Genomic DNA, 23995 nt, shown 5'->3' on the forward strand with positions numbered 1-23995 from the left:
CAGCATCGCTGCCGCATGACGTTGGCAAGCCCTGTTACTTCGACAGGCTCGCGCGAACGGTGAACTCCTGTTCCGCGCCGTCTTCGAATGCTTCATCGGCCAGTGCATGCAGGGCATGAAAATCCGACGACAGCGGCTCGACCGGATAGCCGCGCCGCTCCCAGGCATCGAGTCCGCCGCGCAGCGCATGCGCGTGATAGATGTGCTTGTCGCGCAGGCGGTTCACGATGCGCTTGGCCGTCACCTCGTTCGGACACACGCAGTACACCACGATGGGCCGCGCGACCAGTTCGGGCGGTAGCGCCTCGCTCGAATCGAGATCGAGCGGCCGCGCACCCGGAATCCGGTACGACTCTTTCTCGCGCACGGTTTGCGGACGCGCGTCGAAAACGATCGGCGGCGACGCGGATTTCATCATGTCGTCGAGCTGATCGGGCGAGATGCGATGCGTGGCCAGCCAGTGCCGCAATTGCAGGCGGCGCGCCCAGCGATACGCCAGAAACAGCACGCCCGCCACCGCGAGCACATCGAAAATCGTCCAGCCATTGGCGCGCACGAACATCGCGAAGCGTGCGATTTCCGAATGCAGCGCCGCCCCGCCGATCAGCCAGGTGCCCGCCCAGAGCGTCGCACCCACCGCATCCCAGAGCAGAAAAATACGCACGTCCATCGTCGTGGTGCCGAGCAGCGGCGCGGACATCAGCCCGAGTCCCGGCACGAACTTCGCCACCGAAAGGATCGGCGCGCCGTAGCGTTCGAACACGTTGCGCGCCACGCGGATCGTCGTATCGAGCGACAGCGAAAAGCGCACGAGTCCGTTGAGCAGGCGGCGACCGCGCATGCGGCCTGCGGTGAACCAGAGCGAATCCGCGAACAGCGTCGCCACCACGGCCGCGAGCAGCAGATTCACATAGGACGCTTCCCCGCCGGCCGCCATCGTGCCCGCCAGGATCAACACCGGCGCGGCGGGAACCGGCACGCCGAGTTGCGTCACGAGCACGCTGAGAAAAACCGCCCCGGTGCCGAAATCGGGCGGGATGGCGGTGGGAAGAGTCCACATTGCGGGGGTTTCCGACTGGAAGCGATCTGATAAGAAAGGAAACATCTGCGCTGTTTTGGCGCAAGTACGGAGATTACCCCAACTGGGCGACTTCTTGCTTGCTCGCCGCCGTTGCCCGCGTGGGCGAAACGGGTATCGCGCGAGGTGAAGATACGGCCCTGCGCCTGGTGCTTTCCCTGCCCATGCGGGCCGACGCTGCGGACGAATTCGGTGCTAACCTCGAAAGTCTTTATCTGTGGTTTTTCTGCATCGTTTTCCTTCATTCATGGCTCACAGAGTTTTCTCGTTTTCGTAAAAGAAACATGCGTTACTGGCGTCTCGACCGAACGGGACCAGCGGCCTCCAACGGCGCATTCGATCTGTCCCGCGTCACCCGCCTCGTTTCCGCGATTGGCGGCGGCGATAGCAATGCGCTCGCGACCGAAGTGCTGAATCTGCTCGGCCCGGCCACCTCGGTTTCGCAATGCACGGTGTTCGCGTACGAATTCGGCAACCGACCGCGCACGGTTTCCGTGGCCGACCATCGCGGCGGGCGTTTTCTGCGTGATGTCGCCGATACCTACGCGCGCCTGTTTTACGCGCTCGACGGTAATCAGCGCATCGTCACCGGCGAAGCCGCCAGCCAGCCGGGCAACTCGCTCGTGCTGCACTGGCAGTCGAGCGAGGACATCGCGCACGAAGGCTATCGCCAGACCTGCTACGCCACGCCCAATGTCTCCGATCGGCTCTCCCTGCTGCTGCAACCCGCTGCGGACATCTGGCTTTCGGTGAATCTCTACCGCGAGCGCGACGCCGGCATGTTCCAGCCGGGTCAGGTGGAACTGGTGGAGTCGCTGGCGCCGCTGATCGGCGAGGCGACGAAACATCATTACGCGCTGCGCGGGCAGAGCCAGATGGGCATTCCGCAATTGATGCTCGCGCGGCTGCGCAGCCTCTGCCCCGAATTGTCGAAGCGCGAACTCGACGCGCTGCGCGGTGTGCTCGAAGGACTCAGCGCCGCCGAAATCGCCGAACACATGGGCGTGAAGCCCAGCAGTGTCGTGACCTATCAGAAGCGCGCGTATCGACGCCTGGGTATTTCCAGCCAGCGTCAACTGTTCGCGCTCTGCCTCGCCAACGACGCGCGCTAACCCGCCTCGCACCATTGGCGCTGTACCCAAAATGAGGACAGCGCCGTCTCCCCCGCACGCGATACTCATTGCATCGCCGTCGGCTAACGAAGCCGGCGGTGCCGCGCGCGACCTCTCGCGTCCCGCGCGCGAACAAAAATTTCCGATCGGAGACAACGCGCAATGAGCGTCGAATTCAAGCCCTATCCCTTCGAGGCGAAGCAGTACGACGCCCGCCTTCCCGCCCTCGCCGATGGCCGCGAAACACAGCGCCACGCCGTCACGATCGTCGGCGGCGGGCCGGTGGGACTCGCTATCGCCTTGGGTCTCGCCAAACATGGCGTGCGCTCGGTGCTGATCGAAGCCGACGAGTCGGTCTGTCACGGCAGCCGCGCGATCTGTATTTCGCGCCGCAGCCTGGAAATCATCGAACGCCTGGGCGCGCTCGATGGCTTTCTCGCCAAAGGCCTGCCGTGGACCGGCGGGCGCAGTTTCTATCGTCACGATGAAGTGCTGCACTTCACGATGCCGCAGGACGAAAACCAGAAGCTGCCGCCGATGGTGAATCTCGCGCAGTACCACATCGAGCAATTCCTGCTCGATGCCGCCGAACGTCACGCGGATCTCATCGATATCCGCTGGCGTACGAAAGTGACCTCGGTGCAGCACGATGCGCATGGCGCGACGCTCACGCTGTCCACACCCGATGGCGATTACGAGGCGCAAACCGACTGGCTGGTCGCAGCCGACGGCGGGCGCAGCACCGTGCGCGAAGCGCTCGGCCTGAAACTCACCGGCACGAGCTACGAAGGCCGTTATGTGATTGTCGATATCCTGCTCGACAGCGCGCGGCCAACGGAGCGCCTCGCGTATTTCGATCCGGCGTCGAATCCCGGCTCGACCGTGCTCGTGCACAAGCAGCCCGACAAGGTCTGGCGCATCGACTACCAATTGCGCGACGGCGAAGACGCCGAAGCCGCCGTCAAGCCCGAAAACGTGATGCCGCGCGTGCAAAACCTGCTCGACATGATGGGCGAAACGGCCGCGTGGTCGCCCATCTGGATCACCATCTACAAGGCCAACGCGCTCACGCTCGAACGCTATCGCCATGGACGCGTGCTGTTCGCCGGCGACGCCGCGCATCTCGTGCCGATCTTCGGCGTGCGCGGCGCGAATTCCGGTATCGACGATGCGGACAATCTCGCGTGGAAACTGGCCTGGGTGACTCACGGACGCGCGAATGCGCGTCTGCTCGACAGCTATTCCGATGAACGCGTGTTCGCCGCGCACGAGAATCTCAGCTATGGCACGAAAAGCACTGAATTCATGGCGCCGCCGTCGTTCGCCTTCGAATTGATGCGCACTGCAGTGTTGAGTCTCGCCGCTCGCCATGCAGGCGTGCGATCGCTGATCAATCCGCGTCAGACATCGGCGATTGCCTACAAGGACTCGCCGCTCAACGCCGTTTCCGATCCGATCGCCGGTGGTCCCGCGCCAGGCACGGTGCTGCCCGAATGTCCGCTCACGATCGTCGATGGCCACGGCGCACGCGCAGGCCACATGACGGATCTCGTCGGCCCGCATTTCACGGCGTTTTATTTCGGCGATGACGGTGGTGCGCCACCTGCACTGGCCGCAATCGAGACGTCATGCAAGGTGCCCTTCACGCTCGTGCCGCTCACGCAACAGACGCCAGCCGATATCACGCAACGCTGCGGCTGGGACCACACGGGCCGCCTCTTTCCGATGTATGGCGCGACGCCTGGCACGCTCTATCTCGTGCGACCGGACGGCCACGTACTAGGACGCTGGCAAGGCAGCGGAGCCACCCTCGCGCAATGCGTGCTGCAGGCGCTCGCTCATGCACTGCGCGCCGCGTGAAATGCGTAAGTCGCAACGCTGCCCCATCGACGCAATCAACCCATCAGGAAAACACCATGAACGCCAGCGATCTCGACACCGTGTACACCCAGTTATGCAAGACCATGACGCAACTGGGCGAAGCCAATACGCCGCTTTTTCTCGCCCGTTTCGCGCTGCTCGCGCTCGAGCACATCGGTGATGCGCAGGCTGCGCTGAGTCTGATCGAAGCCGCACGTGAAGATATGCCGATAGCGCAATAAGCCGCCCACCGTCATGCCGCGCGCCATGTTTCCGATCGTCAACGTCGCGCCGTTTGCAGCAGCCGCGCCAGCCGCGAGCGATTGCTAACGCCGAGTTTCTGGAACGAGCGATCGAGATGAGTGCGCACGGTCGTATAGGAAATGCCCAGCCGTTGCGCGATTTCCTTGTCGAGCAGGCCTTCGGCGGCCAGTGTCACGACCTCGCGCTCGCGCCGCGTGAGGCGTGCGATCAGGTCGCTCGCATCGGGCGACGCGTTAGGGATCGCATTGGGTAAGGCGCCTGGTAGCAGCACCGGTTCTCCCTCCAGCGCCTTCGCGTTCAGCCCTTCGTCGCGCGAGCGTGCCAGCGCGGCGGTAAACGCCGGCCGGATCAGGTCGAGCATCGCCAGTTCGTGATCGGAAAAATTCTCGCGATGGTCCCCGCGCCAGATGCGCAGATCGCCGATATTCGTGTCGCCGTCCCATGCGAACAGATTCAAACCCCAGTGCAAGCCGTCGCGCCGCAGGAAATCGTTGAAGAGTTCGGTGCGCGCGAGTTCTTCATGCGCGATGACATCGGTCACGCGCACCGCTCCGCGCTGATGTTGCAGCAATGGCGTGAGCGGATCACGAAACTGGAAATAGCGTTCGTAATCGCCGAGATTGTCGGCGGACATATTGATGGCGACGCGGTTCGCAAACCTGCCCTGCGCGTCATCCCACACATAGGAGCCGAGAAAATCCGCGCGCAGCAGATCGAGCAGACGCCGCCCCGCTTCGTAACGCAGCACCGCTTCCGGCAGCGAGCGGTCGGCCAGCAGCTTGAAGATATCGGCGAGCAACGCCAGTTCGCGGCTTGTCAGGTACATGCGCGGCGCCAGTGACCCTGCGTTGGGATTGCGGTTGACGGGCTAGCGGAGAGCCACGAACGTTATAGCTTATATAGCGGTTTTACCGAATTCAAGGCAGCGTGCGGGCGCACAACACCGCGGGAAAATCAGGAGGGAAAACTGGAAAAAGCGTGGCGAAAAAGCCGTGCGCAAAAAGAAAATGGGCAGCCGGAGCCGCCCATGAAAACACACGCCGGCTGGTATTCACCGTCGCCGGAAATTGCATCCTACGCGATGCCCTGCGCGCTGGAATCCTCATTAAAGAGGACAAACGCGCACCCTATGCGAACTTTTCGTGACCGATTGCGCGCGCTTGCGCTTCATCCTCTCATTTCAGGAAAACTTTCCCGGCAAAAATTTCCCATCGGAAACAAGGTGCGCCCGCAACCGGTAGCATTGACCGCAAGCGTCTAAGCGGCTTATTGCACGATGCGCGTCACGCCACGTCCACGCGGATCGGCAGCCGCTTCGGGCGTATCGCCATCGATGCGGATCGCCTGAATGTCGCCGTTGAAGTTCTGCCCTTTCAGCACATAACCCTTCGCTTCGACCTGCTTCGCGAGATCGCCGTCGATCGGCTCATACGGCTCCCAGAAGATCGTGTTGGGCGGCAACAGTTGATGGTGGAAACGCATCGCGCCCACGGCATCCTTGAGCGGCATCTTGAAGTCGTAGATGTTGCTGATGACCTGGAAGATCGACGTGAAAATGCGCGAGCCGCCCGGCGTGCCAATCACGAGCGACACCTTGCCGTCCTTCGTGAGTATGGTCGGCGACATCGACGACAGCGGGCGCTTCTTCGGCGCAATCGCGTTCGCGTCGCTGCCCACCACGCCGAACATATTCGGCACGCCCGGCTTGGCCGAGAAGTCGTCCATCTCGTCGTTGAGCACGATGCCTGCGCCCGGCACCACCACACCCGAGCCGAAGTAGCCGTTGATCGTGTAGGTGTTCGACACGGCGTTACCCCATTTGTCGACCACCGAAAAATGCGTGGTCTCGGCCTTTTCCGGCATCGAGGTGCCGAGTCCCGGCTGCACGCTCTTCGTATCCGAAGGTTTGTCGGGATCGACTTCGGCGGCGCGTTTGGCGATATACGCGTCGTCGGTCAATTGCGCGACCGGCACCTTGTAGAAGTCAGGATCGCCCAGGTATTGCGCGCGATCCGCAAACACGCGCTTTTCGATTTCCGAAATCAAATGAATGTATTGCGGCGAATTGAGCGGCACGTCCTTGAATTGCGGTGCGAGATCGGCCTTCATCTTGAGCAATTGCACGAGGCCCACGCCGCCCGAACTCGGCGGCGGCGCGGTAATCACTTCGTAGCCGTTCCATTTCGCTTCGACCGGCTGGCGCCACACGGCCTTGTATTCCTGCAGATCGCGCTTCGTGATCAGCCCGTGGCCTTTCATCGATGCGGCAATCAGATCGGCGGTCTTGCCGTCGTAGAAGTCCTTCGCGCCTTGATTGGCGATACGCGTGAGCACATTGGCAAGATCGGGCTGCTTGAAGGTCTCGCCCACTTTCATCTCGCCGAAATACTGGTCGAAATTGGTTTTACCACCGAATTCCTTCGAGGCATCCTCGCGACGCTTCGCCAGTTGCTCGTCGACCATGAAACCATCGCGCGCGTATTTGATCGCGGGTTGCAGCACCTGTTTCCACGGCAGCTTGCCGAAGCGCTTTTGCGCTTCCCACATGCCTTCAACCGTGCCCGGCACGCCCACGGCGTCGTAACCATAAAGGCTCTTGCCTTCGATCACGTTACCTTTGTCGTCCTGATACATCGTGCGCGTAGCGGCCAGCGGCGCGCGCTCGCGATAATCGAGGAAATAAGGCTTGCCGTGCACATAGAGCGTCATGAAACCGCCACCGCCGATATTGCCCGCTTCCGGGTAAGTCACGGCCAGCGAGAAGGCAATGGCGACCGCCGCATCGACGGCATTGCCGCCTGCCTTGAAGATCTCTTCGGCGGCATCGGCGGCATATTTATCGGCAACGGCAACGGCCGATGCATTCAGAACGACGGGGCCTGGCTGGGTATCTTTGGCAAAGGCCGGCGTGGCTTCAAGAAAGCCCGCGGATAAAGCGGAAAGTGAAACGAGTGCGAGAGCGGCAGCGGAAATTTTCGTTCTATCGACCAGCTTCATTGAGTGACCTCCATGATTCGGTTCATCGTATAACGCGTTCTTGCCCAGCTTTCACCGGGCTTGTGGCCCGGTCCCAACGCTTATAGCACGCACAGAAATCGTTTGCGATCCGGCGATCCGCCGATAGCTCACGCGGGTCAAACATCTGCGTTCAAGTCTGCCCGCGCCGCCCGCGTGCGATTTCATCGCCTGCATTGGCGGGCAAACGCATCGTGACGGGAATCGACGCCACCGAGAACAACCCGACCACCAGAAACGCCGGCCAGAAGTCGGTCCAGACGATGCTCGCATGCCCTTGTATCCGATGCGAAACTTGCAGCACGATACCCGCGATCGTCACGCCCAAGCCGAGCGACACCTGCTGGATCACGCTGGCCACACTGGTCGCGCGGCCGATGTCTTTCGTGGGGATATCGGCATAAGCCAGCGAATTGAGGCCCGTGAATTGCAGCGACGGAAAGATGCCGCCCGCCAGCACGATGAACCAGATGAGCCACACCGGCGTGCCCGGCGAAAACGCGCCGTAAATGGCGATGGCCGCGCCCGCCACCGCGGCATTCACGATCAGCGTCTTGCGAAAGCCGAAGCGTCCGAGCACGCGCGACACGATCGCCTTCATGAAGATCGAGCCGAATGCGGACGCGCATGTGATCGCCCCTGAAGCGAACGCCGTCATGCCCAGCCCTTCCTGCAGCGCGAGCGGCAACAGGAACGGCACCGCGCCGAGTCCGATACGAAACAGCGAGCCACCAGCCACGCTCGCGTTGAAACTCGGGATACGCAAAAATTTCAGATCGAGAACAGGCCGCTCGGCGCGCTGCGCGTAGAACCAGTACGCCGCCAGCAAAAGCGCGCCGATCACGCACATCGTCACGGCTTTCGTATTGGAAACCAGCTCGCCGCCCACCAGCGAAAGCCCGAGCATGAAGAGCGATGCGCCGCCCGCCGAGAGCAGAAAACCCAGCCAGTCGAGCGGCCCGGGATGCTCTTCGTGCATGTTGGCGATATGCCGGTTCGCGAGCCAGATACCCAGCACGCCAATCGGAATGTTGACGAAGAAAATCAGCCGCCAGTGCAGATACGTGGTGATAAAGCCGCCGAGCGGCGGCCCCACGACCGGACCGAGCAACGCGGGCACAGTCAGATAATTGACGGCGCGAATGAAGTCCGACTTCGGCAGCGAACGGAAGATGATGATGCGGCCCACCGGCACCATCATCGCGCCGCCGATGCCTTGCACGAAGCGCGCGGCCACGAACATCTCCAGCGAACGCGACGCCGCGCACAGCAGCGATCCCGCCATAAAGATGCCGATGGCCGTGCGGAACACATTGCGCGAACCGAAGCGGTCGGCCACCCAGCCGCAGATCGGAATGAACACGCCCAGGCCGATCACATAACTCGTGACGGCCAGCTTGAGCGTAATGGGGTCCTGGCCGAGATCGCGGGCCAGCGCGGGCAGCGAAGTGACGATGACCGTCGCGTCCACGTTCTCCATGAACATCGAGCACGCGACAATGAGCGGAACGATGAAAGCGCCGAGGGCAAGTGGCATGGGCAGGAACGACGATCAGCGTGGCTGATGGCGTAAAGCTGCCATTATGGCACTGTGTTGCGGAAAGCGGGCGGCCGGCAACAGATGGAGCGGCGCGCAGAAACAAAAAAGCCACCGTTGACGGTGGCCTTTTCGCTCATCAACGCAGTGCGATTACCCGGCGATCTGCTTCATGCGGCTCGCGACCGGCGTGAGTTGCGGCAGCACCTGTTCGGCGGCGCGCGTCACGTCGTTCGGGAAGTCGATCTCGATCCACGGTGCGCCCGTGACATCGGCCGTTTCGAATTCGGCGCCGCGTTCGAGCAGCAGATCGCGCAGCGCTTCTTCGTGCGGCAGGTTCGCGCGGCCGGTATCGACATAACCTTCGACGATCTGCGCGAAGCGCTTCGCCGTCGCTTCGTTCAGGCGGAAAAAGCCCACCGATTCGCCGATGGTGTCGTACTGCAGGCCCACGGCCAGCTGCTTGCGCAGCTCGACGGGCACGCCGTCACGCAGGCACAGCTTCACCGGCTCGTCGCCGGCTTCGAAATCGCGGTCGATCAGCAGACGGTTGGCCGGCGCCTCGCCTGCCACCAGCGGCGCGAACACGCGCTCGTCGTACAGCACATCGGCGTCCATCAGCAGCACGTCGCCGCCGCGCGTCATGGCTTCGGCGGTGCGATGCACCGTCAGCACGCTGCCCAGATCGAAACGCGGGTTCATCACCACTTCGACCTTGTGCGGCCAGCCGATGCGCTTGAGTTCGGCCTCGACCAGTTCAGGCTGGAAGCCGAGCGCGAGCACGACTTCGGTAACGCCCGCCGATTCGAGCATCTGCAGATGACGTTCGAGCAGCGACACGCCCTCGAATTGCAGCAGACATTTCGGAAACTGTTCTCCAGCGCGTTGCTGAAGGCGCAGGCCAAGGCCTGCCGCGAGAATGATGGCGCGCATGCGCAACGTTCCTTGGGAGAAAAAGGTCAATCGGCGATTTCGACAGCGGGGACGCGCGGGGCGCGCCGGCGTTGCCAGCTACGTTCGCTGAAATGCAGATACAGAAGGCCCGGCAAACCGAGCACGATTTCGCGCGCGCGCTTGGTGAGCGAGAGCGCGAGTGCCGCCTCGGGCGGCAGGCCGACGAGCGGCGCGAGCAGCAGATAGCCGCCTTCCTGGACGCCGAGCGAACCGGGAATGGCGAACGCCGCGCCGCGGATCGCCTGGCCGATGCTTTCCAGCAGCAGCGCGTCGATCCAGCCGACCGGATGGCCGAGGAAATGCAGCGCGAGCCACACTTCCGCCGTGCCGACGAGCCAGCCCGCGAGGCTCAGCGCGAAGCTGGCCGCCGCGCGGCCGCGTTCGTTGTAGAGCTCCTTGACGGCTACGTCGATGGCGTCGGCGCGCGTGGCAAGCGACGACCAGTCGCGCTTGCCGAACACCTTCGCCGCGAGGCGAAGCAAACGGCCGAACAGGCCACGACGCTGCGCCACGTAAAACAGGGCGATCATGCCGCCGAGCACGACCGTGGCGATGATCGCGGCCACGCCGAGATCGCGCGGCGCGCCATTGGCGGCGTAAGCGGAAAAGAGCGCGATGCCGAACACCGCGAAGACGATCTGCGCCACGGCCTGCAGCGTCGTGCTGACCGTGATGGCCGCTGCCGCGTCGCGCATGGCCATGCCGCGCTGCGCAAGCTGACGCACCATCGCCACCGGGCCGCCGATCTGGCCGGCCGGCAGCAGGCTGTTGACGGACTCGCCGCTCCAGCGCGCGAGCAGCGCGTCGCGTTGATCGACGCGCTCGCCCTTCCTGAACATCACCGCAATCGCGCCGGCGTCCAGTGCGAGCGGGACGACGTGGAACGCCGCGACGAGCGCGAGTCCCCAGCCGGCAGCCGCCAGCGTGCTCGTGATCGAGCCGAGACCCTGCCACGCCAGCAGCGCGATAAACAGTGCCGTGCCGATCGACAGCAGCAGGATGGCAACACGGCTCACGCCCGCTCTCCGGTCTTGCGCGCGCCGCCGGTGGCGGACTGCAGCGCCTTGCGGAACACCTGGCGGAAGCCGAAGTACGCAATCGCGTCCTTCATGTTCGAGATGAAACGGCGCCACGGACGCATGTTCGGGTTGGTCACGTATTCGAACGTGAGCGAAACGCGCACCTCGCCTTCGCGGCTGGCCGTCACGCGATGGCGCAGTTTATCGCCGTCGAACAGCACCAGCGCGCCCGGCGGATATTGCACGGCGCCCGGTTCGTCGGCCTTGTTTTCATCGCGCGTGTGCAGCTCGTAATCGAGAATGCACGACGAGTCGTCGATCACGCCCAGCAGCACCGTGTAACGGCGGCCGTCGTAATACGAGGTGTCGTAATGCCAGCCGATGTGATCGCCCGCGCGCGTGTAGTAATACAGCGCGTAAGCGTGTGGATCGTCTTCGGGCGAAAGCTGGAGTTTGTCGCCGGTGATCTTTTCGAGCCAGGCGAGCAGCTTGGGCGAGCGGTAAAGCTCGGCGATATACGGCTGCAGACGGTCGATCGTGTGACGGCTCACACTGCCGCCCGCCTTGTGGCCGGGAATGAAATTGCGATTGACCTCGGGCATCAGCGCGTTGGCGGCGTCGATGAGCCGCTGCGTGGCGTCCGCGGGCAGAAAGTCGGAGAGATACAGGAACGAGCCCTGATTCACATACTCGTCGCGCAGTTGCGTCGAGTCGAGGCCGCCTAGCGCGCGGCCAATGGCGGCGTCGGGCACCGCATCCGCAAAGGCATTCTGGCCATCCGCCATGCGCGCATCGCCCGTTGCGGCCTGTTCTTGTTCTGCTTGCACACTCATCTGCTGATCCAAACCTGACTGGTTTCCTTGCCGGCCGCACGGCGCGTCACGCGCCAGTAATCGAGCACCACATAAGCCGCGAACAGCGGCGCGCCGATCGAGGCGGCCAACACAAACGGCGATGCGATTCCGGTGAGCGTCACAAGCGGCAACAGATACAGCACGTCTTCCGTCTCGAAACCGCCGACGAAAGCCTGCTGCGTGCCGGACTTGCCCGCCATTTCCTCGATACGCATGCGAAGGAAGAAGATTACCGCGACCGCCACGCCGGCGATACCGCCGAGCACGGCCGGCGGCACGTGCCATTCGGCCGCAGCCGTTCCAGCGGACGCAACGCCCAGGCCATAGCCCATGCCGAAAAACAGCAGGATGGTCGTGGCGGCGTCGGCCGCGAGATCGTAGAAATGGCCGATACGGCTGGTTTTGCCGCTGATACGCGCGAGTTCGCCGTCGGTGTGATCAACGAAATTCGACAGAACGATCAGAAAGGCGCCAATATTGACGTGCAGAAAATCGCCGCGCGCCAGATAAAAAGCACCGGCGACGCCGATCAGCAGGCGCAGCGTAGTCAGATGATTGGGGGTAACGCGGGTGGAGACAAGCGGTGTCACGAGCCAGCGCGCCGCGCGAGCATCCCACGTGCGCGGCAGCGGCACCACACGGGGCGCCGGGTTAACAGGTTGGTCTTTTCCAGTCATAACCGGGAAGTATAGTGTAAGGCGTCTTAGTACGCTTTCGCGCCTAACATACTTGCGTGTAAATTATTGATTCGCAAGAGGACGGTTGGCTTTCCTTGCCTGACACGGCCTGGCGCGGAATGTGGCGCGGTGTTGCGGTGACGCGCGCGGCCGGAAATCGCAGCGGGCTGCGTCGTGCTTTGCCGCGAGCACGCTCGCGCAAACCCGCGTACAGTGCAGCCCTTTCGCATCGGCCCCGGTTGTGCACGCCAAAGCCGCACCGGCGTGGCTCCAATTTGGCCCAATCGCCAGACATTCGATGAAACGCTTTTCCCTCGCTGCCCTGCTGCTTGCGGCGCTGCCTTTCGTGCCGATGACCGGCCACGCGGCCGCCCTCGACGAATCGCTGACCTGCAAGGAGTCGGCGCACGATTTCATTTCGGGACTGATCGACCAGAAGCTGATCGACGAAAAGCCCATGCGCGTCGAGAGCAATTCGATCAACGCTTTCTGGCCCGCGCACGGCCAGCATCTGACCGCTTACGGCTTCAGCGTGTTCGCGATCGTGGGCTTCCAGCAGGACGATCCGCTTTTCAAGACCGGCGACGGCAAGCCCATCGGCCGTTCGGCCTATGGCGCGGTGGTGGTCGCGACGCAGGCCAGGGTGCAGGCAGCGCTCGACGCCGCCGGCAATACCGCCATCGTCCATCACGCCGGGCCGCTGCTGACGGCCATTTTCTGCAAGCAGGAATAACGCGGCGGCTTCAGAGCCTTTGCAGGAAACGTCGCAGAACCGTTATTCGATACGGCCGAAACCGCCTTCGGCCCACGATTGCGCGCGCGCCTTGGTCAGCTTGAAGTTGGGCGCGACGCGCACCTGCGCGATCTGTTCGCCGTAAGCGTCGAGTGCCGTGAGCATGGCGTAGGGCTCGTATTCGTCGGGCACGATATCGAGCGTGACGTCGATATCGCCATCGTCGGTACGCAGGCCGATGCGCTTGTGCAGCAGCGCATGCAACTGCTGTTCGTGACGGCGCAGCACTTCCGAAGCGGTCTTCACCAGCGTGTTGAACGCCGACGTATCGAGCGGCTTCGGATTCTTCTTGTCGCGGCCCATCGTCCAGGGTCCGACCAGCGCGGGCTCGGGCTCGCCGTCCTTGATCATCTGGACCGCCCAGCCGTCGTCGTCTTCGTTCTTGATCACGCGCGCCATCCAGCCGTCCTTGTGCCACAGGCGCGGGTCCTGAATCACTTCGGCCTCCCCTTCGGCGGTCGGATCGTGGGCGTCATCGGGGAAGTCGGCGGGAGAAGCATCGGTCATGGCGGGTTCCATCGGGTTCTGCGGATCTGCCCGCTTTTTTGCGGACAGGGGCAGGATTTTACCCGCAAGCGCCAGGGCGGCGGTCAGACCGTCCGCTCGCGACGATAGGCGCCGGTGTCAGCCGGGCCGCAATCGGCTGCCGCGTAATAATCGGCAAAATACATAAGCCGATACGCCGATAATGCGTGCCATTCACTTGCCAATCAAAATGCTTTCAATTTCTCAACCGTAATCGCCGACGCGGCCGTTCACGCGTCAATATGACTCATTTCGTTTTTGGCAACACTGTCTTTCACTCCGCGCATTGAACTAATAATGATTTTAAGCGACAGGCAAAAAAAACGCGGCCCGAGGGCCGCGAAAAACAGATGAAAAAAGACCACCCTTGGTCAAAGGGGCAAACGAATTGTACCGCCGCGCACCCTACCTTTAGATCGCATAATCTGGAACAGTACCTTTCAGATTTCGACGTAAATATCGCACGAAAATCGTGCAATCACCGCAATGCACCGTGGCTCAAGCCTCCCGGGTACGTCGCACATGCGCAACAAAATCGGCCTTGTCACATTTTGTCGCATATCTCACGATTAAGAAAAATACCTTTATCGACAAATACTTAGAGGCATTAATCTGGTTATTACAATTTCCAGAAAGAATTGTTGTGCCGGACAAAACGAATCACGACGATTGCCGGAATACACTTTCCCTCGAATCGTCAGACCACGAAATTCATTGCCAGACAATCGGCTTTCGTGAGATTCCCAAGTACTGTCCGGAGTTAAAAGCATGAAAAAAACCCTTATCCTCGCTGGTGTTCTCGGTGCATTTGCAATGAGCGCTCATGCGCAAAGCAGCGTGACCCTGTATGGCTCGCTCGACGCCGGTATCGTCTACGCCAACAATGCGGGCGGCCACAGTCTGTGGGCGCAAGGCAGCGGCGCAATGTCGAACAACTACTTCGGCCTGAAAGGCGCTGAAGACCTCGGCGGCGGCCTGAAGGCCATCTTCACGTTGGAGAGCGGCTTCAATCTCAATAACGGCGGCTACAAGAACGGCGACAGCGGCTTCAACCGCCAGGCCTATGTCGGTCTGCAAAGCGACAAGTACGGCACGCTCACGCTCGGCCGCCAGTACGACTCGATGAACCAGTACCTCGCGCCGCTCTCGGAAGCAGGCGCGGGCTTCGGCAACAACCTTGCCGGTCACCCGTTCGACAACGACAACTTCGCCCAGTCGTTCTCGATCAAGAACGCGGTCAAGTATTCGAGCGCGAACTACTCGGGTCTGCAGTTCGGCGGCCTGTATGGCTTCTCGAACCAGGCTGACGGCTTCGCGAACAGCCGCGCCTGGAGCGCGGGCGCGTCGTACAGCAACGGCCCGCTGAATGTCGCGGCCGGCTACCTGCAATTGAACAACTCGGGCACCGTGGGCGGCAACACGAGCGGCGCGGCTTCGGCTGACCAGAATATCTCGGCACGTCAGCAACGCACCTTCGGCGCCGGCGCGAACTACACCTACGGCCCGGCGCAAGTCGGCTTCGTGTGGTCGCATTCGCAGATCGACGGTCTGCAAAGCCTCTCTAGCGGCGGCGCGACGCTCGCTGGCGTGAGCGGCCTGAATCTCCATATGGACAACTTCGAACTCAACGGCGCGTACCACCTGACGCCAGCGCTCGCCCTCGTCGGTTCGTACACGTTCACCGACGGCACCGTGACCGGCACGGGCAGCGGCGACCAGAGCCCGAAGTGGCACACCGTCATGGTCGGCACCGACTACTCGCTCAGCAAGCGCACCGACGTCTACCTCGCTGGCGTGTATCAGCACGCTTCGGGTTCGATGGGCGTGAACGGTTCGGGCCAGGCCGTCGCCAACGTCGCTGCGATCAACACGCTCTCGCCGTCGACGACCAACAACCAGATCGCCGCGACCGTCGGTCTGCGTCACCGCTTCTAAAGCGCCCCGAAGTCATCGCACAAGCGTCATCGCACAAGCGCGCGATCCGCGCTTGTCAGCCTTCAGCAAGACGCCCGGTTGCCACAAGCAGCCGGGCGTTTTTTTCGATGTGCTTTCGCGCCGTGCTTTCAGTTTCGTATCGGCAACTTTTGACGTTCGCGCAGGCACGCGATCGAATGCGCGCTAGCGCTCGCGCAGTTGCATCTTTTTACGTCTCTATGAGCGTGCTTCGATGAACGCGTGCGTATACTCATAAACACACGTGTCCTGCAACGCAGCCTGCGTTGCCTCCTGTCCCGCACCCGTCACGCCGCTCATGAATACCTTCTCGGAACGCCTCATCGCCATCGTCCCGCTCGCACTCGTTGCCGCTTGCGGATCGTCGCCATCCAGCACTGCCTCGAATGGCGAAACCATGATTTACGCGTCGTCGGCGCGCTCGCCTTCGTCGATCGCGAACTGCCTCGAAGATCGACTGTCCAGCGTGCATGAATCGCGTAACGGCAACAGCATGGAACTCGTCGTGGGCTCGCGCTCGGACGCCTCGTACCTGGTCACGCTCATCCCGAGCGGCAGTGGATCGGTGATTCGTGTGACCCATGGCGCGTCGACATCGGACGATCCGCCCGAACCCGAATTGCGCTTCGACGTGGCGCGCTGCACGACCTGATGTGAACGCGCGCGAGAACTGTTGCAACTAACCAAAACGCTAAAAGCCCTTTATTTAGCGGACAAAATGAATTCTCGCGTCTTGCCCCTGTCATGATGCCGTCACATCTGCGAAGATTGCGCCCTCTTTGAAATTCGCAAGACAACGCTTCATGGCATCTGGGTCCGCACATCACGCCACCGGCTGGGCCGCCGGTGTCATCGCCGCTGCAATCATCACGCACGCGGGAGCGGATACGCCCTGGCATCTCGCTGCCGCATTGGCTTTTGTTGCCGGCGTGGCAGGCGGCACGGCGCCCGACTGGCTGGAAGTCGCGTGGTGGAGAAAAAAGCGCAAGCTCTGGGTCACGCATCGCACCATCACGCATTGGGGTGTGGGCTGGGTGGCCTTGCTGCTGTGCTCGTACCGTGAGCTCGGGCATTGGTTGATCGCCGCGCCCGCATTCGGCTTCGCCTGCGGCGGCTTGATCCATCTGTTCGCGGACTGGCCGAACCCGCTGGGCGTGCCCTGGATCGCGCGCCGTCATTCACTGAACCTCTGGCGCAGCGGACGATGCGATCTCATCGTGATCGGCGCTTCATGGGTTGCCGCGTGGTTCTTCGCCGTGCATGGCGTGCCGCATAGCTGGTCGTTCGAGACGCTCCGGCGGCTGGCCTGACGATCTGCAATCCGAAATAATTGACTGAGCTTTCGGGCAGACGGCGCCTGCTTGCGCCGCCTGCCCGAACCTTCCATTCCACCAATCAGTCGATCAGTCGATCGAGAAGTCGATGCCTTGCGCCAGCGGCAGCGCCGACGAATAGTTCACCGTGTTAGTCGCGCGCCGCATATAGCCCTTCCACGCATCCGAGCCCGATTCGCGGCCGCCGCCGGTTTCCTTCTCGCCGCCGAACGCGCCGCCAATTTCCGCGCCGCTCGGCCCGATATTCACGTTGGCGATCCCGCAATCGCTGCCCGATGCCGAAAGGAAACGCTCGGCCTCGCGCAAGTCCGTCGTGAACACGCAAGACGACAAACCGTGCGCGGCAGCGTTATTCGCGGCAACGGCATCATTGAAGTCGCGATACTTCATGACGTAGAGAATCGGCGCGAAGGTTTCCTTGAGGACGATGGCGCTCTGTGCCGGCATTTCCACCAGCGCGGGGCGCACGTAATAGCCGTTGGCCAGTCCCTCGACCTGAACCCGCTCGCCGCCCGTGACCGTACCGCCTTCGGTACGCGCCTGCTGCAGTGCCGATTGCATGCGCTCGAACGCGTGCGAATCGATCAGCGGCCCCATCAAGGTGCCGGTTACCAGCGGGTTTCCGATCGGAACCTTGGCGTAAAGCTGCTTCAATCGCTCGACGGTCGCCTCGTAGACGCTCTCGTGCACGAACAGGCGGCGCAGCGAAGTACAGCGCTGCCCGGCCGTGCCAACCGCCGAAAAGAGAATCGCGCGCAAGGCGAGTTCGCGGTCGGCGCTGGGCGTCACGATGCCCGCGTTATTGCCGCCGAGTTCGAGAATCGAGCGGCCAAAGCGCTGTGCCACGGTCACGCCGACCGCGCGGCCCATCTCGGTGCTGCCCGTCGCGCTCACGATCGCGGCGCGCGGATCGGCCACGAGTTTCGCGCCGACGTCGCGGCCGCCCACCACCAGCGAAACCAGGCCATCGGGCGCGTCGCCAAACGCATTCAGCGCTTCGCTCATGAGCCTCTGCACGGCCAGCGCAGTCAGTGGCGTTTTCTCCGACGGCTTCCAGATCACGGGATTGCCGCAAACCAGCGCAAGCGCCGCGTTCCAGGACCACACGGCGACCGGGAAATTGAACGCCGAGATCACGGCGCACACGCCCATCGGATGCCAGCTTTCGGCCATGCGATGGCCGGGGCGTTCGGATGCGATCGTCAGGCCGTAAAGTTGCCGCGAAAGACCAACCGCGAAATCGCAGATGTCGATCATTTCCTGCACTTCGCCCAGCCCTTCCTGCAGGATCTTGCCCGCCTCCAGCGAGACCAGGCTGCCGAGCGCTTCCTTGCGTTCGCGCAGGCGCTCGCCCAGCAGCCGCACCAGTTCACCGCGACGCGGCGCGGGTACGTTGCGCCACTGGAGAAAGGCTTCCTGCGCGCGCGTCAGCGCCGCGTCGACGTCCGCCGCCGACTGGCTGGCCACCCGCCCGATCAACTCGCCGGATACCGGCGATCTCACTTCGATGTCACCCGACCTGGCTGCTTCTGAAATGCCGAGGTCGGCAAGAATGCGTGTTGCGTCCATGACCGATCCTTTTATTTCCGATAAGAAACAAACGTGATGCAGCCGACTATACACGGGGCGAGATGGTGCAGCAAGACGGAGAAAGCCGAACGCAACAAAGCCTGCCGGACGGGCGTTTCACGGCTTGATGGCGCCATTTTTTCAGGAAAGCCCGTCTCCACGCAGAAGTTTCCTTTGAGAAACATCGCTCAGCCGAGCGAGTTTCCGATAGGAAAAAAATGTCGCTCGACACCGCACACTGAATGCAAAAGGGCCATCCAATACATCGGATAGCCCTTATCGACCGGGAAACACCGGCCAGCGCGCTACGGCCTTGCGCTGGCAATCCGCCGTTCATGAAGCCGCTCATGACTCCTGCACGCACTCGGCGCGGCCCATGCGGTGCCCGATTATCAGACCTGCGTCGTAGGCGGATTCGAGCGCGCGGCCAACGTCATCCGAACTGACCACGTGGTAGTCGGCCGTTTGCTTGCCCGTCAACTCGAAGCGCTCGACTCCGAGCGTTCTCCGCGAGATGGCTAACAGTAATTCAAGACGTTCGTCGCGCATTTTCTTCTCCAGACTTGACCTTCATCATCTAAATCAATAGTAAGGACCACCCTACCGTTCGTCACGTGACCCCTCGACGCATATCGAGGCTCTACTCAAATCCTTACTGTATTGAAAGACAAGTCTGACAAGGACAAGATCCGCGGCAATCTTTAAGCATTGTTAATTCAGGGCGATAAATGGCGCAGGTGCGACAAAACATCCTTATTCGCCGCTGCCAGCTCGCCCGTTCGGCTGCAAAGCGATAGCAAACATTGGCCATCCGCTTAGCCGTTTGGCCGAGGTTTCCGAAAAGCAGCGCTTTGCTATGATCGGAAACGTGCCAGAACACCCGCCTCCCTTTTACCGATCATGGACACCACGCTCACGCAATCGGCCGCCTCGTCGACCGCGGAACTCGGACATCGCGTCCGCGCCGCGCGCCTCGCTCAGGACCTGACCATCGAACACGCCAGCCGCGTGTGCGGCGTCTCGCGCTCGACGCTGTCGAAGATCGAAAACGGGCTGATGTCGCCAACTTTCGACGTGCTGCAAAAAATCGTCGCGGGTCTGAAGATCGATCTAGGCGAACTGTTCGGCTCCACGCCAAAGCTCGACGCCGGCGGCCGTCGCGCGCTCACGCGGCGTGGCGCAGGCAAAACGCACGCGTATCGCGGCTATTCGATGGAATTGCTGGCCACGGAACTCGCGCACAAGGCCATGCTGCCGTTTCTCGTGCGCATCACGGCACACTCGGTGGATGCGTTCGACGACTGGGGGCGCCATGAAGGCGAGGAATTTATCTACGTGATCAGCGGCAGCGTCTGCCTGCACACCGAGCTTTACACGCCCACTGACCTCGAACCCGGCGACAGTTTGTATTTCGACAGCCGCACCGGTCATTACGCCGTTTCCACCAGCAAGGAAGACGCCGTGGTGCTATGGATGTCCACCGGCGAGTCGATTCCGGGCGCGCTCGAAGCGGCCCAGGCATTGCAGGCCGCGCCTGCCGCAAAGCCGGCGCGTTCCAAAAGGAAACTTTCGGCAACGTGACGGCACAGCGCAACGTTCAGCGCATCACGCCTTGTTTTTAGCGCGCGAGCGCGCCTTCTTTGCCGCAACCGGCGTCTGCGTGCCCGATCGTTCGCGCGTCGCCTGCCGCACCGCCTCCATCAATGCGCGCCCAGCCGCGCTCGGCTGCGTATCGGTGCGCTGAATCAGGCCGACCGGTTCTTCGCCGCCGGCACTCGGCAACGGCAAGCGCACCAGCGTGCCCTCGCGCAGATCGTATTCGACCGCGCCCGAAGGTACGAACCAGACCGCGTCGTTTTCCAGCGCGAGCGCACGCCCCACCGACACCGACAGCAACTCGACAAACGAGGTCAGCGGCGGCGCGCCCCAGGCCGCCAGCAGACTGTCCGCGGCCTGGCGGATCAAGGTGCCGAACGGCGGCAGCACCAGCGGAAATTGCGTCGGGAATTGTGCGAGCGGCCTGACTGCGCCCGTGCCTGCATCCGCGTCCGCGACGAGCGGATGGCCCTTGCGCACCACCACGGCAAGCGGTTCGTTATAAAGCTGCTCGAAGCTCAGGCCGACCATCCGCTCGGGATCGGCAAGCCGCCCAACCGCAAAGCTGATCGCGCCCGCCTTCAGCCGCTCCAGCAATTCCGCATTCGCGGCCGTCAGCAGCCGCACGCTGACGCGCGGCCACTCGACCGTGAAGCGCCGCATCGCGGCCGGCAACATCGCGGTCGCCACGGTCGGCAGCACGCCGATATCGAGCGTCGCGGCCACGGCCCCTTCCTCGCGCGCCAGCAGCGCGACGCCCTGACGCAACGCGCTCACGCACGCGCTCGCGTGCGGCATGAAAAGCTGCCCTTCGCGCGTGGGCACCGCGCCATGCCGTCCGCGCTCGAACAGCTTCACGCCGAGCGCCGCCTCGAGCTCGGCAATCGTCTTGGAAACAGCGGGCTGCGTGATCGACAGACTCTCCGCCGCCTGCTGCACGCTGCCGAACTGCGCAACCGCTAGAAAGCATTGGAGATGGCGAAATTTGACACGGGAATCGGCGAGGCGATTTTGCATAACGATTGGTTATACGAGACGCGATAAAACGTCATTTTGCATAACTTTTCGCATTGGATAAAGTGGCGTCATGCACGGGCCGCGACCGTTGGCCACGCTGCAATAAACTTCTTCCCACAAATCCTGCCAGGAGACACCCCACCATGGACGAGTCCATCCTGTCGCCGCGCGACTTCGATTCGCATCCGGCGTTTGTCTATCCTCCGTATCGCTCCTCCACCAAACGCGGCCCGACGCTGCCGATGATTCCGCTGAAGGAAAAGCTGAAGAATCTGCACGCGCCCGTTTATGGCGCGGAAGATCTCGGCGCACTCGACCACGACCTCACGCGTAATGCGGCACGCAACGGCGAACCGCTGGGCGAGCGCATCATCGTGACGGGTCGCGTGCTCGACGACGGCGGCAAGCCGGTGCGCAACACGCTCGTGGAAATCTGGCAGGCCAATGCAGCGGGACGTTATGTCCACAAGCAGGATCAGCACGACGCACCACTCGATCCGAACTTCCTCGGCGCAGGCCGCTGCGTGACGGATAACGAAGGCCGCTATCGTTTCCTGACGATCAAGCCGGGCGCGTATCCCTGGGGCAATCACCCCAACGCATGGCGTCCGCAGCATATTCACTTCTCGCTGTTCGGCGATTACTTCGGCTCGCGCCTCGTGACGCAGATGTATTTCCCCGGCGATCCGCTCCTCGCGTTCGACCCGATTTATCAAGGCACGCCGGAGCAGGCACGCGAGCGCATGATTTCGCGCTTCTCGCTCGACACCACCGAAGACAGCTACGCACTCGGCTACGAATTCGACATCGTGCTGCGCGGCCCGAACCAGACCCCCACGGAGCGTTGATCATGGCACTCAAGGAAACGCCCTCGCAAACCGTCGGCCCGTATTTCGCCTACGGCCTCTGCCCGCAGCAATACAACTTCGATTTCAAGAGCCTGTTCACGCCCGAACTGGCCAGTTCGAAAACGCCCGGCGAGCACATCACGCTGATGGGTCACGTGATCGACGGCGACGGCAAGCCCGTGTTCGACGCGATGCTCGAGTTCTCGCAGGTCGATGCGCAAGGCCGCTATCCCGACTCGCGTGCTCAAGTGGCCGAAACGGGCTTCCGCGGTTTCGCGCGTGTGGGCACCGGCACGGACCCGGAGCAGCGCTTTGTCGTGCGCACGGTCAAGCCGGCCGCCGAAAACGCCGGTGAAGCGCCGCACGTGAATGTGATCGTCATGATGCGCGGCATGCTCACGCATACCTTCACGCGTATTTATTTCGACGACGAAACCGCTGCGAATGCAGCCGACCCGGTGCTCGCTTCGGTTCCCGAAGCACGCCGCAATACGCTGATCGCACGCCGTAGCGAACAGGCCGGCAATATCGTTTATCACTTCGATATCCGCATGCAGGGCGAAGGCGAAACCGTGTTCTTCGACCTCTGATGCAGTGCGCCGCGCGGGCTCCAACATGACTATTGCGTGTACTTTCACGCGCCTTTCATGAACCGGCCCTAAGATCGCTATCACTGCGATCTGATCGCGGAACTCCGAGCAGTACCTTGATGAAGCCTGCCATAAGCAGGCTTCTTTTTTTGCGCGATGGCTTTAGGCGAATGCGTTTGCAAAAAGCAGAAAAATCAGCCGAGCGGCCGCACGCCGATCAGCAGACCATGCAGCCAGAACGCGAATACGGCCCACGCCACGAGGCCGATAAGGACCACCATCGCGTCGCGTGAAACCGCGCCTTGTGCATAGACGACGCCGGCCTCGCGATCGCGCCTGCGGCCCGTGCGAATTTCAATCAGCGCCCAGACGAGAAACACCAGGAAAAGCAGCATCGCGTGCAGCGTGCCGTTGGCGAGCAGATGCGCAAATGCCCAGAGCGCGACGCCGCTCACGAAGGGCTGGCCGAGTGCGCGTTTGATGTGATTGCCCGGCACATAGGCCGCTGTCAGCATGATGAAGGCGATCGCCGTCAACAGCGCGGTAACGTGCGCCATCCCATGAGACGGCAACCAGACCGGCACCGGATAGCGCCGCGCAAGCGCATAGCCTCGCACCGTAAAGACGATGCCGAGAATCGAGAACAGCGCGAACATGCCACGCCATGCCTTGAGGCCGAAACGCTCGATCTGCGCCGCGCGCCAGGGCGCCGCCACAACACGAATCGAATGCACGCCGATAAAGAGCACGAGACCTAGAACCAGCAACGCCATATCGCCCCCTCGCGGCAGTCGGGCCGCAATGAGCGCGATTATCGCGCGGATCGCCTGACGCAGGCTTGAGCCTGGTTAATCGGCATTGGCATCGGCATCGGCGCAATAGCAATGCTACGAGCACTATGCGCGTGCGAACGCAAAGCGCAGACTCCGCAGAATCAGGACGCTTTCTATTTAATACTCAATATTCGTGGAAAGGCATTTTTAAAACGCCACTGAAAAAATATTCGAAAAAAAAGCAGAGATAGCCAAACGAATGCCTGGCGGAATTCTGGCGGAATCGGACTGTTTTCTGGGGCTGCCGTGCGCTATGCGGCAGTCATTCCGCTAGCAGCGGAAATGCTCGATATCCTGACCCGCATGCTTATAACGCAGCAGCCAGCTCGGCATATCGCCTTCTCCATTCCAGGAGTTGCCATATGCGTCGCGATACTTGGGTAGCCGTGCGCTTTCTGCAATGGATGATTCAAGTTCTTCGAGCGTAATGCCGTACTCTTCCATGCGGTGTTGAATCCACAGGATGAGCCGTTCGCGCGCCTCACCGTCGAGGTCGAACATCGGTTAATTCCTCTAGCATCGCCAAGGGGACCAGGCGCCGATCGATATCGAATCGTCTGGCCTGAA

The 23995-nt window shown here is 62.2% G+C and carries 25 protein-coding genes; 11 read left to right on the top strand and 14 right to left on the bottom strand.

The window, feature by feature from the left end; translation table 11 throughout:
* Positions 1-34: 34 nt before the first annotated feature.
* On the bottom strand, positions 35-1060 hold the full coding sequence (locus tag G3N59_RS12180) for a VTT domain-containing protein (protein WP_205982857.1): 1026 nt from the start codon (positions 1058-1060) through the stop codon (positions 35-37).
* Between the two features lie 302 nt (positions 1061-1362).
* On the opposite strand from G3N59_RS12180, the gene G3N59_RS12185 reads away from it, so the two are divergent.
* From G3N59_RS12185 to G3N59_RS12195, 3 genes are all read left to right on the top strand, one after another.
* The gene (locus tag G3N59_RS12185; RefSeq protein WP_205982858.1) at positions 1363-2190 is read left to right on the top strand and encodes a helix-turn-helix transcriptional regulator; all 828 of its coding nucleotides are present in this window, start codon (positions 1363-1365) and stop codon (positions 2188-2190) included.
* A 162-nt stretch (positions 2191-2352) separates the two neighbouring features.
* Positions 2353-4050 (top strand): FAD-dependent oxidoreductase, encoded by a 1698-nt coding sequence (locus tag G3N59_RS12190; protein WP_205982859.1) that lies wholly within the window; start codon positions 2353-2355, stop codon positions 4048-4050.
* Between the two features lie 56 nt (positions 4051-4106).
* The gene (locus tag G3N59_RS12195; RefSeq protein WP_205982860.1) at positions 4107-4292 is read left to right on the top strand and encodes a DUF2783 domain-containing protein; all 186 of its coding nucleotides are present in this window, start codon (positions 4107-4109) and stop codon (positions 4290-4292) included.
* A 38-nt stretch (positions 4293-4330) separates the two neighbouring features.
* Here the strand turns inward: G3N59_RS12195 and G3N59_RS37305 are convergent, their stop codons facing one another.
* Positions 4331-5140 carry a LuxR family transcriptional regulator gene (locus G3N59_RS37305; RefSeq protein ID WP_205982861.1) on the bottom strand — a complete coding sequence of 270 codons (810 nt, stop codon included), beginning with the start codon at positions 5138-5140 and terminating at the stop codon, positions 4331-4333.
* A gap of 201 nt (positions 5141-5341) precedes the next feature.
* On the opposite strand from G3N59_RS37305, the gene G3N59_RS12205 reads away from it, so the two are divergent.
* A complete protein-coding gene (locus G3N59_RS12205; RefSeq protein ID WP_205982862.1) occupies positions 5342-5575 on the top strand; it encodes a hypothetical protein in 234 nt (77 codons plus the stop codon).
* Positions 5576-5580: 5 nt separating this feature from the next.
* Here the strand turns inward: G3N59_RS12205 and ggt are convergent, their stop codons facing one another.
* The 6 genes from ggt to G3N59_RS12235 form a co-directional block, all read right to left on the bottom strand.
* On the bottom strand, positions 5581-7311 hold the full coding sequence (ggt, locus tag G3N59_RS12210; protein WP_205982863.1) for a gamma-glutamyltransferase: 1731 nt from the start codon (positions 7309-7311) through the stop codon (positions 5581-5583).
* Positions 7312-7462: 151 nt separating this feature from the next.
* A complete protein-coding gene (locus tag G3N59_RS12215; protein WP_205982864.1) occupies positions 7463-8866 on the bottom strand; it encodes an MFS transporter in 1404 nt (467 codons plus the stop codon).
* Positions 8867-9019: 153 nt separating this feature from the next.
* The gene (locus tag G3N59_RS12220; protein WP_205982865.1) at positions 9020-9799 is read right to left on the bottom strand and encodes a phosphocholine cytidylyltransferase family protein; all 780 of its coding nucleotides are present in this window, start codon (positions 9797-9799) and stop codon (positions 9020-9022) included.
* Between the two features lie 26 nt (positions 9800-9825).
* Positions 9826-10836 carry a flippase-like domain-containing protein gene (locus G3N59_RS12225; RefSeq protein WP_205982866.1) on the bottom strand — a complete coding sequence of 337 codons (1011 nt, stop codon included), beginning with the start codon at positions 10834-10836 and terminating at the stop codon, positions 9826-9828.
* The gene (locus tag G3N59_RS12230) at positions 10833-11672 is read right to left on the bottom strand and encodes a 2OG-Fe(II) oxygenase (RefSeq protein WP_205982867.1); all 840 of its coding nucleotides are present in this window, start codon (positions 11670-11672) and stop codon (positions 10833-10835) included. The genes G3N59_RS12225 and G3N59_RS12230 overlap by 4 nt, the downstream gene beginning before the upstream one ends.
* A complete protein-coding gene (locus G3N59_RS12235) occupies positions 11669-12370 on the bottom strand; it encodes a CDP-alcohol phosphatidyltransferase family protein (RefSeq protein ID WP_205982868.1) in 702 nt (233 codons plus the stop codon). Before G3N59_RS12235 ends, G3N59_RS12230 begins: the two co-directional genes overlap by 4 nt.
* Positions 12371-12668: 298 nt before the next feature.
* Between G3N59_RS12235 and G3N59_RS12240 the strand changes: the two genes are divergently transcribed.
* Positions 12669-13103 (top strand): hypothetical protein, encoded by a 435-nt coding sequence (locus tag G3N59_RS12240; RefSeq protein ID WP_205982869.1) that lies wholly within the window; start codon positions 12669-12671, stop codon positions 13101-13103.
* A gap of 42 nt (positions 13104-13145) precedes the next feature.
* Here G3N59_RS12240 and G3N59_RS12245 read toward each other — a convergent pair whose 3' ends face one another.
* On the bottom strand, positions 13146-13670 hold the full coding sequence (locus G3N59_RS12245) for a hypothetical protein (RefSeq protein ID WP_205982870.1): 525 nt from the start codon (positions 13668-13670) through the stop codon (positions 13146-13148).
* Between the two features lie 786 nt (positions 13671-14456).
* On the opposite strand from G3N59_RS12245, the gene G3N59_RS12250 reads away from it, so the two are divergent.
* From G3N59_RS12250 to G3N59_RS12260, 3 genes are all read left to right on the top strand, one after another.
* The gene (locus G3N59_RS12250; RefSeq protein WP_205982871.1) at positions 14457-15623 is read left to right on the top strand and encodes a porin; all 1167 of its coding nucleotides are present in this window, start codon (positions 14457-14459) and stop codon (positions 15621-15623) included.
* Positions 15624-15939: 316 nt separating this feature from the next.
* On the top strand, positions 15940-16293 hold the full coding sequence (locus G3N59_RS12255; protein WP_205982872.1) for a sugar ABC transporter ATPase: 354 nt from the start codon (positions 15940-15942) through the stop codon (positions 16291-16293).
* 151 nt (positions 16294-16444) lie between these two features.
* A complete protein-coding gene (locus G3N59_RS12260) occupies positions 16445-16951 on the top strand; it encodes a metal-dependent hydrolase (RefSeq protein WP_205982873.1) in 507 nt (168 codons plus the stop codon).
* Between the two features lie 93 nt (positions 16952-17044).
* On the opposite strand, the gene G3N59_RS12265 is transcribed toward G3N59_RS12260, so the two are convergent.
* Positions 17045-18544, bottom strand: coding sequence for an aldehyde dehydrogenase family protein (locus G3N59_RS12265; protein ID WP_205982874.1), 1500 nt, complete (start codon positions 18542-18544; stop codon positions 17045-17047).
* 345 nt (positions 18545-18889) lie between these two features.
* On the bottom strand, positions 18890-19093 hold the full coding sequence (locus G3N59_RS12270) for a hypothetical protein (protein WP_205982875.1): 204 nt from the start codon (positions 19091-19093) through the stop codon (positions 18890-18892).
* A 351-nt stretch (positions 19094-19444) separates the two neighbouring features.
* Here G3N59_RS12270 and G3N59_RS12275 point away from each other — a divergent pair, with 351 nt between their 5' ends.
* Positions 19445-20125: an XRE family transcriptional regulator gene (locus tag G3N59_RS12275; protein WP_205982876.1), complete on the top strand. Its 681-nt coding sequence runs from the start codon at positions 19445-19447 to the stop codon at positions 20123-20125.
* A gap of 24 nt (positions 20126-20149) precedes the next feature.
* Here G3N59_RS12275 and pcaQ read toward each other — a convergent pair whose 3' ends face one another.
* The gene (gene pcaQ, locus G3N59_RS12280) at positions 20150-21157 is read right to left on the bottom strand and encodes a pca operon transcription factor PcaQ (RefSeq protein ID WP_205982877.1); all 1008 of its coding nucleotides are present in this window, start codon (positions 21155-21157) and stop codon (positions 20150-20152) included.
* 143 nt (positions 21158-21300) lie between these two features.
* Here pcaQ and pcaH point away from each other — a divergent pair, with 143 nt between their 5' ends.
* Together pcaH and pcaG are read left to right on the top strand one after the other, a co-directional pair.
* Positions 21301-22005, top strand: a complete 705-nt coding sequence (pcaH, locus tag G3N59_RS12285; RefSeq protein ID WP_205982878.1) for a protocatechuate 3,4-dioxygenase subunit beta — start codon at positions 21301-21303, stop codon at positions 22003-22005.
* The gene (gene pcaG / locus G3N59_RS12290) at positions 22005-22595 is read left to right on the top strand and encodes a protocatechuate 3,4-dioxygenase subunit alpha (protein ID WP_205982965.1); all 591 of its coding nucleotides are present in this window, start codon (positions 22005-22007) and stop codon (positions 22593-22595) included. The genes pcaH and pcaG overlap by 1 nt, the downstream gene beginning before the upstream one ends.
* A 194-nt stretch (positions 22596-22789) precedes the next feature.
* On the opposite strand, the gene G3N59_RS12295 is transcribed toward pcaG, so the two are convergent.
* Together G3N59_RS12295 and G3N59_RS12300 are read right to left on the bottom strand one after the other, a co-directional pair.
* The gene (locus G3N59_RS12295) at positions 22790-23368 is read right to left on the bottom strand and encodes an NnrU family protein (protein WP_205982879.1); all 579 of its coding nucleotides are present in this window, start codon (positions 23366-23368) and stop codon (positions 22790-22792) included.
* A gap of 330 nt (positions 23369-23698) precedes the next feature.
* Positions 23699-23929, bottom strand: coding sequence for an H-NS histone family protein (locus G3N59_RS12300; RefSeq protein WP_205982880.1), 231 nt, complete (start codon positions 23927-23929; stop codon positions 23699-23701).
* Positions 23930-23995: the final 66 nt, after the last annotated feature.

The sequence above is a fragment of the Paraburkholderia sp. Ac-20340 genome, assembly GCF_017104965.1.
GTDB lineage: Bacteria > Pseudomonadota > Gammaproteobacteria > Burkholderiales > Burkholderiaceae > Paraburkholderia.